The 10800-nt window shown below is 71.4% G+C and carries 10 protein-coding genes and 1 pseudogene; 8 read left to right on the forward strand and 3 right to left on the reverse strand.

Going from position 1 to position 10800, the window contains the following annotated elements; genetic code table 11:
- Positions 1 to 468, reverse strand: a pseudogene (locus VHK87_RS10525) (pectate lyase); the annotation flags it as partial.
- Between the two features lie 246 nt (positions 469 to 714).
- Here VHK87_RS10525 and VHK87_RS10530 point away from each other — a divergent pair.
- The 4 genes from VHK87_RS10530 to VHK87_RS10545 are packed head-to-tail and all read left to right on the forward strand — an operon-like array spanning position 715 to position 3721.
- Positions 715 to 1632 carry an ABC transporter ATP-binding protein gene (locus VHK87_RS10530; RefSeq protein WP_414694139.1) on the forward strand — a complete coding sequence of 306 codons (918 nt, stop codon included), beginning with the start codon at positions 715 to 717 and terminating at the stop codon, positions 1630 to 1632.
- Complete coding sequence (locus VHK87_RS10535) at positions 1629 to 2465, forward strand: hypothetical protein (protein WP_329634853.1); 837 nt, start codon at positions 1629 to 1631, stop codon at positions 2463 to 2465. Before VHK87_RS10530 ends, VHK87_RS10535 begins: the two co-directional genes overlap by 4 nt.
- 4 nt (positions 2466 to 2469) lie before the next feature.
- Complete coding sequence (locus VHK87_RS10540) at positions 2470 to 3273, forward strand: ABC transporter permease (RefSeq protein ID WP_329634854.1); 804 nt, start codon at positions 2470 to 2472, stop codon at positions 3271 to 3273.
- Between the two features lies 1 nt (position 3274).
- Complete coding sequence (locus tag VHK87_RS10545) at positions 3275 to 3721, forward strand: SRPBCC domain-containing protein (protein WP_329634855.1); 447 nt, start codon at positions 3275 to 3277, stop codon at positions 3719 to 3721.
- A gap of 60 nt (positions 3722 to 3781) precedes the next feature.
- On the opposite strand, the gene VHK87_RS10550 is transcribed toward VHK87_RS10545, so the two are convergent.
- Together VHK87_RS10550 and uxaC are read right to left on the reverse strand one after the other, a co-directional pair.
- On the reverse strand, positions 3782 to 4843 hold the full coding sequence (locus tag VHK87_RS10550) for a LacI family DNA-binding transcriptional regulator (protein WP_329634856.1): 1062 nt from the start codon (positions 4841 to 4843) through the stop codon (positions 3782 to 3784).
- Between the two features lie 60 nt (positions 4844 to 4903).
- Positions 4904 to 6352 (reverse strand): glucuronate isomerase, encoded by a 1449-nt coding sequence (uxaC, locus tag VHK87_RS10555; RefSeq protein ID WP_329634857.1) that lies wholly within the window; start codon positions 6350 to 6352, stop codon positions 4904 to 4906.
- 51 nt (positions 6353 to 6403) lie between these two features.
- Here uxaC and VHK87_RS10560 point away from each other — a divergent pair, with 51 nt between their 5' ends.
- The 4 genes from VHK87_RS10560 to VHK87_RS10575 form a co-directional block, all read left to right on the forward strand.
- Complete coding sequence (locus VHK87_RS10560; protein WP_329634858.1) at positions 6404 to 7888, forward strand: altronate dehydratase family protein; 1485 nt, start codon at positions 6404 to 6406, stop codon at positions 7886 to 7888.
- A 172-nt stretch (positions 7889 to 8060) separates the two neighbouring features.
- Positions 8061 to 9509 carry a mannitol dehydrogenase family protein gene (locus tag VHK87_RS10565; protein ID WP_329634859.1) on the forward strand — a complete coding sequence of 483 codons (1449 nt, stop codon included), beginning with the start codon at positions 8061 to 8063 and terminating at the stop codon, positions 9507 to 9509.
- 102 nt (positions 9510 to 9611) lie between these two features.
- Positions 9612 to 10436, forward strand: coding sequence for a 2-keto-4-pentenoate hydratase (locus VHK87_RS10570; RefSeq protein ID WP_329634860.1), 825 nt, complete (start codon positions 9612 to 9614; stop codon positions 10434 to 10436).
- An 18-nt stretch (positions 10437 to 10454) separates the two neighbouring features.
- Positions 10455 to 10800 (forward strand): MFS transporter (locus tag VHK87_RS10575; RefSeq protein ID WP_329634861.1); only part of this gene is annotated, 346 nt, incomplete at its 3' end.

The following is a 10800-nucleotide window of genomic DNA, read 5'->3' on the forward strand; positions in this document are numbered from 1 at the left end:
GAGGTGGTGGTGGAATTCCTCCATCCGCCAGGCGTTGGCGCCCAAGGTTTCGTACCAGTCCTTGAGCGAGGCCTCGCCGGCGAAATCGATGAGGTAGTTCCAGCCGCCGGAGGGGTGCTGGCCAGCGATCAGCGCGCCGGCGACGGCTTCCGCGGCGGCGTAGTAGCGGGCGTCGCCCGTGGCGTGGAAGGCGTCCAGATAGAGGTGGCCCATGGTGGCCGTGCCCGGCGGCTGCACCCAGACCATGCTCGGCTTGGCCTCCAGCTCGCCCCAGCGGCGGGAGAAGTCCGGCAGGTAGGCCCAGACGTAGCCGCCCCTTGTCGCCACCTTGTCGGTCATGAAGGCCGTGGCCCGACGCATGGCCGCCAGCACCGCCTCGCGCGACGGCGCCTGGGCGGCGGCGGGGCCGGCGAACGCGGCGGCGGCCGTGGCGAAGAGGCTGGTGCGGCGGGTGATCTTCGGGCTCATGCGGGGCATATTGACACCGGTGTCAGGGCTGGCAAGCGCCGGCTCCTCTCAGCACTCTACCTCCCCCGCGAACGCGGGGCGGGTAGTTGTGGGGCGCAGCTTCGCCGTTTGCCAGGGGAACGGGGTTCGGCTAGCGTCGCCGTCCCTCTTTGACAATCAAGGCGTACGCCCGTGCCCCAGATCCTGGTTCAGGACCTGGTCAAGACCTTTCGCGTCGCCGAACGCGAGCCCGGCGCCCTGGGCGCCGTGCGCGGGCTGCTGCGCCGACGGCATCGAGCGGTGGAAGCGCTGAAGGGGGTCTCTTTCAGCCTGGAGCGCGGCGAGCTCCTGGGCTTCATCGGCCCGAACGGCGCCGGCAAGTCGACGACCATCAAGATCCTGTCGGGGATCCTGACGCCGGACGCGGGCCGGGTGGAAGTCGACGGGCTCGTACCCTGGAAAGACCGGCAGAAGCACGTGGGCCGGATCGGGGTGGTGTTCGGCCAACGCACCCAGCTGTGGTGGGACCTGCCGGTGATCGACGGCTTCGACCTGCTGGCGGCCATCTACCGGGTGGAGCCGGCGGCCTACCGCGAGCGGCGGGACGAGCTGGTCGCGCTGCTCAGGCTCGAGAGCCTGCTGCACCAGCCGGTGCGGCAGCTGTCGCTGGGCCAGCGGATGCGGGCGGAGATCGCCTCGGCGCTGCTGCACAGCCCCTCGATCCTGTTCCTCGACGAGCCGACCATCGGCCTCGACGCGCCGGCCAAGCTGGCGGTGCGCGGGTTCGTCAAGCGACTGAACAAGGAGCACGGGGTCACCGTGCTGCTGACCACCCATGACATGCACGACATTGAGGCGCTGGCCGAGCGGGTGATCGTCATCGGCCACGGGCGGGTGCTGGCCGACAGCCCGTTCGAGGACCTGAGGACCAACGTCCTCGCCGAGCGGCGGCTGTTCGTCGACTTCGAGGGCGAGGCGCCGGAGCTGGTGATCCCCGGGGTGGTGGTGCGGGCCCGGGCTGGGCGCTCGGTTGAGCTGGCCTTCGACCCTGCGACAGTCCCCACCCCGGCGCTTATCGCGCGCATCGCCGCCGACCACCCGGTGCAGGACATCCATATCGAGGAGCCGGCCATCGAGGAGGTGATCGCCCGCTTCTACGAGCAGCATGGGGCCGGCGAGGCATGAGCGCGCGGGCCCGGCCCTACACGGCGGCGCTGGCCGCGCGATTCCAGCTGACGCTGCAGTACCGCGCGGCGGCGCTGGCGGGGTTCGCGACCCAGCTGTGGTGGGGAGGGCTGAAGGTGATGATCTATGCGGCCTTCTTCGCCTCGGCCCCGGCGGCGGCGGCGCGGGCGCCGATCAGCCTGGCCGACACCATCACCTACACCTGGATCGCCCAGGCCTTCCTGGTGCTGCAGCCCTGGTGGGCCGACCCGGAGGTGGGTCAGGCGGTGCGCACCGGGGGCGTCGGCTACGACCGCCTGCGGCCGGTGGACACCTACGGGTTCTGGTACGCCCGCGCGCTCGCCTGGATGCTGGCGAGGGTGGCGCCGCGGGCGGTGCTGATGGCGGCGACGGCGGCGGTCATCGTGCCACTGCTGGGGCTGCACGAGTGGTCGTGGCGACCGCCCGCCGGGTTGGCCGCAGGCCTGGCGTTCGTGGTCTCGCTCGGGCTGGCGGCGCTGCTTTCGGCGGCCATCATCATGCTGCTGAACGTGCTGGTGGCCGCGACGCTGAATGAGCGCGGGGTGAACACCCTGGCGATGCCCGTGACTATCCTCTTCTCCGGCAACATCATCCCCCTGGCCCTCTACCCGGAGGCCTTCCAGCCGTGGCTGCTGGCCCAGCCGTTCGCGGGCGTGCTCGACATCCCCTGCCGGATCTACTTCGGCGGGCTGGCGGGCGACGGGATCTGGCTGGGCCTGGGGTTGCAGGCCTTCTGGACCGTGACGTTCGTGTTGATCGGGCGCGCGGCGCTGAGCCGGGTGATGGCGCGGCTGCAGGTGCAGGGGGGCTGAGGGGTTGAGCGGCGCGGCGCTGGTCATGAAGCTGTTCGGCGCCTCGATCCGGGCGCAGATGCAGTACCCGGCTTCGGCGGCGATGCTGACGCTCGGCCAGTTCCTGGCGACCGTGCTGGAGATCGTCGGGGTCTGGGCCCTGTTCGATCGGTTCGGCCAGATCCGCGGCTGGAGCCTGGGCGAAGTCTGCGTCTTCTACGGCCTGGTCAACATCGCCTTCTCGTTCGCCGACCTGGTGACCCGCGGCTTCGACATCTTTGGCAGCGAGTTCGTGAAGACCGGCGCCTTCGACCGGGTGCTGCTGCGGCCCCGCTCCACTGTGCTCCAGCTGGTGGGGCACGAGTTCCGGCTGAGCCGGTTCGGGCGCACGGCCCAGGGGCTGGGCGTGCTGGTCCTCGGCGTCCAGTTGAGCGGAGCGCACTGGAGCGTCGTGGACACGGGCCTGGCCCTATTCGCGATCGCCGGCGGCATGGCGCTGTTCGCCGGCCTGGTGGTCCTGCAGGCCACCCTCGCCTTCTGGACGGTGGAGAGCCTGGAAGTAGCCAACGTGCTGACCTACGGCGGCGTGCAGGCTGCGCACTATCCGTTGAGCATCTATGCGACCTGGTTCCGCAGGTTTCTGACGTTCGTGGTCCCGATCGCCTGCGTGGCCTACTACCCGGTGGTTGCGATCCTGGACCGGGCGGACCCGACGGGCGCCCCGGCCTGGGTTGGCCCGGCAGCGCCGCTGGCGGGGTTCGCCTTCCTGGCGGTATCGTTGTGGGCGTGGCGGTTCGGCGTCGGCAGATACACCTCGACGGGGTCCTGACATGCCGATCGTGCGCACCGAGGCCCTGATCCCCGCCCCGCCGGACGAGGTCTGGGCGGTGCTGGCCGACTTCGACCGCTACGAAGCGTGGAACCCGCTGAACATCCGGGCGCGCGGCGAGGCGCGGCTGGGCGCTAAGGTGCGGATGACCTTCCTGAACCTGGCCAGGCCCGGGACGACCATCGACCAGACGGTGACGGTGACCACCTGCGTGCCGGGCAAGGCGCTAGCCTGGTCGGGGTGGGTCCCGCTGCTGTTCAACGGCCGCCACCACTTCACGCTGGAACAAGCCGCCGAGGGGACCCGCCTGATGCACGGCGAGGACTTCGGCGGCCTGATCACCCTCGGCTTCACCCCCGAGCGCCTCGCGCGGGACTTCACGCCCGCTTACGAGGGGTTGAACGCGGCGCTGGCCGCCCGCGTGGCCGGGCTCAGCCGTGGAGGCTGAGCCAGGGGAGTCGGCGCGGCGGCGTGAGCTCCTCCCCGTCCGATCAGTGCGGGGATGAGGTTATGGCGGCGGGGCGGTCGAGGCCCTCGCAATCAGCGCCGGCTCGAATTCGGTGGGCTTGGCGGCGGGGTCCGGTTCGCGGTCGCCGATCAGCTTCAGGGCGGCGGTGCGGCCCATTTCGCGGATCGGCAGCTTCACCGTCGTGAGGGGCGGCCAGAGCCGCGCGGCGAGCGGGCTGTCGTCGTAGCCGACCACCGAAAGGTCGCGCGGAATCTCAAGCCCTAGGTTGCGGGCCGCCTGGTAGACGCCGGCGGCCATCTCGTCGTTGCCGGTGAAGATGGCGGTCGGCCGCGGGCTCAGCCTCAGCAGCTTGTCGGCGCAGGCCAGGCCGGAATCGAAGGTGTAGGCGCCTTCGCAACGCAGGTGGGACGGCAGCTCGACGCCGCCCTCAACGAGGCCCTCGACGAAGCCGCGCCGGCGCTCGTGGGCCGAGCGGAATGTGTCCGGGCCGGAGATGTGGGCGACCACCCGGTGCCCGAGCTCGGCCAGGTGGCGGGCCGCCTGGTAGCCGCCTCGGTTGTCGTGGGTGACCACCATGCTGGGGGAGGCGTCCAGCACCACCGAGGCGATGCGGACGTAGCCGCAGTCGATGTCTGTCAGAAGTTTCGCAAGCCGCTCGTCCTCGGACACCGAGGGCGGCAGGACGACGCCGAACAGCTTCTGCCGCTCTACGAAGGTGCGCACGTCGGTCAGGAAATTGGGGCTGGCGCGGTCGCAGGGGTGCACCAGCAGCTCGAAGCCGGAGCCGCGGACCGCGTCGAGGATCCCCTGCTGCATGTCGATGACGTACTGCGGGTTGGGGTTGTCGTAGACCAGGCCGATCAGGAACGAGCGGCGGAAGGCCAGGCCCCGGGCCTGCGGGTCCGGCACATAGCCCAGCTCGGACATGATGGCGGCCACCCGCTCACGGGTGTCGTTCTTCACGAACGGCGACTGGTTGATGACCCGCGAGACGGTCTTCTTGGAGACCTGCGCCAGCCGGGCGATGTCGTTGATGGTCGGACGGCGGCTGGAGTCCCACTCCAACGCTGCGCGCGCGCCTGTCCGCCCCTTGCTGGCCAACCGAACCGCCCTTCTTCTCTCAGCGTAAGGTCATAGCGCCGCTGCGGGCGCGCCGCCACCTCAGCCCGCGCCGGCGAGCTCGCGGGCCGGCTTTCGGTCGAGCTTGTAAGCCCGCCTGGGCAGATTGTAGGCGAGGTCGACGGCCACCTCCCCCGCCTCGTCCTCGGCCATGCGGTGCTCGGACACGAGCCTGGCCAGGAACGCGCAGTCCACCCGGCGGGCGACGTCGTGGCGGGCGGGGATGGAGAGGAAGGCGCGGGTGTCGTCGTTGAAGCCGACGGTGTTGTAGAAGCCGGCGGTCTCCGTGGTCTGCTCGCGGAACCGGCGCATGCCCTCCGGGCTGTCGTGGAACCACCAGGCGGGGCCCAACTTCAGGATCGGATAGTGGCCGGCCAGAGGGGCGAGCTCGCGGGCGTAGCTCGTCTCGTCCAGGGTGAAGAGGATGACCGTCAGGTCCGTCTCGTTGCCGAACCGGTCGAGCAGCGGCTTCAGGGCGCGGACGTAGTCGGTGGCCTGGGGAATGTCGGCGCCCTTGTCGCGGCCGAAGCGGGCGAACACCTGGGCGTTGTGGTTCCGGAACGAGCCGGGGTGGATCTGCATCACCAGCCCGTCGTCGAGGCTCATGCGGGCCATCTCGGTCAGCATCTGGGCGCGGAACAGCTCGGCCTCGGCGGGCGTGGCCTTGCCGGAGACGATGGTCTGGAACAGCCGCTCTGCGTCGGGAGGCGAAAGGTCGGCGGTGGCCGCGGTGGGATGGCCGTGGTCGGTCGAGGTGGCGCCGGCGGCGGCGAAGGCGGCGCGGCGGATCCGATGGGCCTCGAGGTAGCCCTGCCAGCTCATCACGTCCTGGCCGGTCAGCTCGCCGAACCGGCCCAGCGCCTCGGCGAAGGCCTCGTGCTCGCAGTCGACCACCGGATCGGGGCGGTAGGCGGTGATGACGTTCCCGCCCCAGCCGCTGGCGCGGATGGCGGCGTGGTGGTCGAGGCTCTCGTGCGGGCTCTCGGTGGTGGCCAGGGCCTCGATGCCGAAGCGGTCGAACAGGGCGCGGGGGCGGAAGGTCTCGGTCGCCAGCTGTTCGTTGATGCGGTCGTAGTAGAGGTCGGCGGTCTGCGCCTCCAGCGCCACGTCGAAGCCGAACACGACCGAGAAGACGTGGGCCAGCCAGATGGCGCTGGGCGTGCCGCGGAACAGGTGCTGGTTTGAGGCGAACAGGCGCCAGGCCTCGCGAGGGTCTGCGCTGGAAGCGCCCTTTCGGCTCGGCACCGCCAGCCGGTCCATGGCCACGCCCTGGCTGTAGAGCATTCGGTAGAGGTAGTGGTCCGGCGCCAGAAGCAGCTCGGCGGCGTTGGAGAACGGCGCGTTGGTGGCGAACCACGCCGGGTCGGTGTGGCCGTGGGGCGAGATGATCGGCAGGTCCTTCACCTGCCCATACAGCCGCCGGGCGATCGCTCTCACCCCCGGATCGGCCGGAAACAGACGGTCCTCGTGCAGCGAGAGCGGCCTGGGCATGGCGACATCCTTACGGCTTGAAGTCACTATGACACCGGTTACCATGGATCCATGGCGTTGGCAGCTTCCCTGTTGCGGATCGACCCGCGGGACGACGTGGCGGTGGCGCTGCGCGGGCTCGCGGCGGGCGATGCGGTGGCGGACGGCGTCGTCGCGCGGCAGGACATCCCGGCCGGCCATAAGGTCGCGCTGAGGGCGCTCGCGGCGGGCGAGGCGGTGCGCAAGTACGGCTGGCCGATCGGCGGGGCGAGCGCCGACATCGCGCCGGGGGACCACGTCCACACCCACAACCTGACCACGCTGCTGGAGGGGCTCGAGAGCTATGCCTATCAGCCCGCTGCGGCCGAGCCGCTGCCGCCCGCGCCAGCCAGGACCTTCCACGGCTATCGGCGCCGGAACGGGCGCGTCGGCACGCGCAACGAGATCTGGATCCTGTCCACCGTCGGCTGCGTGGCCCGCACGGCGCAGAAGATCGCCGCCGAGGCGGACCGCCGGTTCCGGGGCCGGGTGGACGGAGTGCATGCCCTGACCCACCCGTTCGGCTGCTCGCAGCTCGGTGGCGACCTGGCGGCGACGCGGGCGATCACCGCGGCGCTGGCCGCCCATCCCAACGCCGGCGGCGTGCTGGTGATCGGACTGGGCTGCGAAAGCAACCAGCTGGGGCCGCTGCTAGAGAGCGCGGGCGACGTCGACCCCGAGCGCCTGCGGGCCTTCACCGCGCAGGCCGAGGAGGACGAGGTCGAGGCGGGGCTGGCGGCCGTCGAGGCCCTGGTGGAGATCGCCGAGAAGGATCGGCGCGAGCCCTGCCCCCTGTCGGACCTGGTGGTCGGGCTGAAGTGCGGCGGCTCGGACGGGTTCTCAGGCCTGACAGCCAATCCGCTGGTCGGGCGGATCGCGGACGCGGTCTCCGCGTCGGGCGGAACGGCGGTGCTGACGGAGATCCCGGAGATCTTCGGGGCCGAACGGCTGCTGATGGCCAGGGCGGCCGATGCGACGGTGTTCGAGGACCTCGCCGCGGTGGTGAACGACTTCAAGAGCTACTTCCTGAGCCACGGCGAACCGGTCAGCGAGAACCCCTCCCCCGGCAACATCGCTGGTGGGGTGACGACGCTGGAGGAGAAGTCGCTGGGGGCGGTGCAGAAGGCGGGCCGCGCGCCGGTGACCGAGGTGGTGCGCTATGGCGGGCGGGCATCGCGGCCGGGCGTGACCCTGCTCGAGGCGCCGGGGAACGATGCGGTCTCCTCGACGGCGCTGACGGCGGCCGGTGCGACGGTGATCCTGTTCACCACCGGGCGGGGCACGCCGCTGGGCTTCCCTGCCCCGACCCTGAAGCTTTCCACCAACTCGAGCCTCGCCCAGCGCAAGCCGCATTGGATCGACTTTGACGCCGGCCGGATCGCCGCCGGCGAGCCGATGGATGCGGCCGCCGAGGCCCTGCTCGACCTGGTGCTGGCCACCGCCTCCGGCCAGGCGACACGGGCCGAGGAGAACGGCGAGCGCGAGATCGCCCTCTGGAAGCGGGGCGTGACGCTTTGAGCGCGGTGTTGCTGACACCCCTTCTCCCCTCGAGGGAGAAGGTGGGCCCCGGAGGGGGTTGGATGAGGGGGGCCCACCGGAGGCGAACCACCGGCGTCCGCGCCGCCCCGACGCCTTCCCCCTCATCCGTCCGGCTGCGCCGGCCACCTTCTCCCGCGAGGGGAGAAGGGGTGTGAGGCGGCTCTCGAACTCCAGTTTGAGCCAGGTGCACGCAGGCGTTCTGACGCCCGCCTACGACCGCGCCTCGGCGCAGGTCGGGGTCGTGCACTTCGGGCCCGGCGCGTTCCATCGGGCGCACCAGGCCTTCTACTTCGACCAGATGCTGGCGCGCCGGCCGGGGTTCGGCGTCTGCGCGGTGTCGCTGCGGAGCGATGCTGTGCGCCAGGCGCTCGAGCCGCAGGACGGGCTCTACGCGCTGGTGGAGAAGGCGGCGCAGCCGCGGGTGCGGGTGATCGGCGCGCTGCTGGAGGTGGCGACCGCGCCGCGTGATCCGGCGGCCGTGCTGCGGCGGCTGGTCGACCCGAGGGTTCGGATCGTCACAGCGACGGTCACCGAGAAGGGCTACTGCCTGACGCCGGAGGGCGACCTGGACCTGGCTCATCCCGACGTGCGGCGGGACCTGGGCGAGGCGGCGCCGGTCAGCTTCGTCGGCTGGGTGCTGGCGGGCCTGCGAGCGCGGCGGGCGGCGGGGACCGCCCCCTTCACGTCCCTCTCCTGCGACAACCTCTCGGGCAACGGGGCGCGGCTGAAGCGGGCGGTGCTGCAGCTGGCGCAAGCCCGCGGCGAGACCGAACTGGTGGGCTGGATGGAGGCCGAGGCGCGGTTCCCCAACACCATGGTCGACAGCATCACGCCGGCGACGGACGAAGCGCTGCGCACCGCCGCCGCCGAGGCGCTGGGGCTTCAGGACGCCTGGCCAATCCAGCGGGAGCGATTCGTCCAATGGGTGGTGGAGGACCTGCCGGCGGCGGAGGCGGACGCCTTCGCCGAGGCGGGCGTCACCCTCACCAGCGACGTGGCGGCCTTCGAGCGGGCCAAGCTGCGGATCCTCAACGGCGCCCACTCGACGCTGGCCTATGTGGGCCTGCGGATGGGGCATGGAACGGTGGCCGAGGCGATGAGCGATGCGCGGCTCGCGGCCTTCGTCGAGCGGCTGATGCGGCAGGATGCGGCGGCCAGCCTGACGCCCGCGGCCGGGCTCGACCTTACGGCCTACGTCGGCGAGGTGCTGGCGCGCTTCCGCAACCCGGCGATCGAGCATCGCCTCTCGCAGATCGCCTGGGACGGCTCGCAGAAGCTGCCGTTCCGGATCCTCGAGACGGCGGCCGAGGCGCTCGCGGCCGGGCGGCCGCTGCGGCGGCTGGCGGTCCCCCTCGCCGCCTGGATGCTGTTCGTGCGCCAGCGGGCCCGCAGCGGCGACGACCTGGTCGATCCCCTCGCCAATGAGCTTCTCGCGGTCGGCCGTGCGGCTGGCGAGTCGGCCTGCGCGGACGTGGCGAAGTTCCTGGGGCTTTCCAGCGTCTTCCGGCGGGAGCTTGCCGCCGCAGAGCCGTTCGTCGCAGCGGTGCGGGACGCCTACGCCGCCTTGGACGCCGATCCCTATCAAGCCCTGGAAGCCTGATGCTCATCCGTCTAAGCGCGGCCTTGATTTGAAAATGACACCGGTTTCCTATAGGCCGGAACAAGGCCCCGGCAGCGGGCCGCGCCGCGGGAGGATCAGCGTTTGAATGAGCCGACGGCCGCCGCCGAGGCAGCACGGGACGCCCTGTCGATCGCCCGCCGCCTCACCGCCGCGCGCGCGGCGGGAGAGGCGCTGGACGCCTTCCCCGGCCCCGTTCCCGCCGACCTGTCGGAGTCCTACGCGATTCAGGAGGCGGCCATCGGCCTGTGGCCCGACGAGATCGCCGGCTGGAAGATCGGCAAGGTGCCGCCGGACGGCCAGGCGCGGTTCGGCGTCAGCCGACTGGTGGGCCCGATCTTCCGCGCCAAGGTGCAGGGGCCGGTCCACGCCGGGACCTTTCCGGCCATTCCCGGCGGGTTCGCCGCGGTGGAGGCCGAGGTGCTCTACCGGCTGGGCGCCGATGCGCCGGCCGGCAAGCTGAGCTGGACTGCGGACGAAGCGCTGGGCCTTGTCGCCGACATGCACATCGGCGCCGAGCTGGCCGGCAGCCCCCTGGCCGCCATCAACGCCCTCGGCCCCGCGGTCGTCGTCGCCGATTTCGGCAACAACGCCGGGCTGATCGTCGGCCCGCCTATACCCGGCTGGCGCGATCGGACCGCAGAGAGCCTGACCTGCGCCACGATCGTGAACGGAGTGCGGGTCGGCGAGGGCTCGGCCGCAAACCTGGAAGGCGGGCCGGCGGACTGCCTGGCCTTCCTGCTCGGCCACGCCGCCGGGCGCGGCCGGCCGCTGAAGGCGGGGACCTGGGTCTCCACTGGCCAGCTCACCGGCATCCACGACGTGAAGGCCGGCGACACGGCCACCATCGACTTCGGGCCGCTGGGGCAGGTGCGCTGCTCCGTAGAGCCCGCGCAGGCGCAGACGTGATGCGCCAGGAGGAAACGCATGACGGCTCAGGCTTCCGAGGCCGCCCCGACCATTAGGGTCGGCAACTACCGCTGGATCGTCGTGGCCCTGCTCTTCACGGCCATGGTGATCAACTACGTCGACCGGCAGATGCTGGGGGTGCTCAAGCCCACGCTGGAGAAGGACCTGGCGTGGAGCGAGACCGACTATGCCGACGTGGTCTTCTGGTTCCAGGCCACCTATGCGGTCAGCTACCTGCTGTTCGGCCGGTTCGTGGACCGGGTGGGGGCGCGGATCGGCTTCGCCACCGCCTTCGTGATCTGGACGATCGGCCACATCAGCTGCGGCGCGGCCCGCTCGCTGCAGGGCTTCATCTTCGCCCGGA

Source organism: Phenylobacterium sp. (assembly GCF_036263695.1).
Classification (GTDB): Bacteria; Pseudomonadota; Alphaproteobacteria; order Caulobacterales; family Caulobacteraceae; genus Phenylobacterium.

Excerpts from the sequence above, each read along its gene's own strand:
- VHK87_RS10560 (WP_329634858.1), top strand. The coding sequence starts at position 6,404 with ATGGCGTTGGCAGCTTCCCTGTTGCGGATCGACCCGCGGGACGACGTG.
- VHK87_RS10545 (WP_329634855.1), top strand. The coding sequence starts at position 3,275 with ATGCCGATCGTGCGCACCGAGGCCCTGATCCCCGCCCCGCCGGACGAG.
- uxaC (WP_329634857.1), bottom strand. The coding sequence starts at position 6,352 with ATGCCCAGGCCGCTCTCGCTGCACGAGGACCGTCTGTTTCCGGCCGAT.
- VHK87_RS10535 (WP_329634853.1), top strand. The coding sequence starts at position 1,629 with ATGAGCGCGCGGGCCCGGCCCTACACGGCGGCGCTGGCCGCGCGATTC.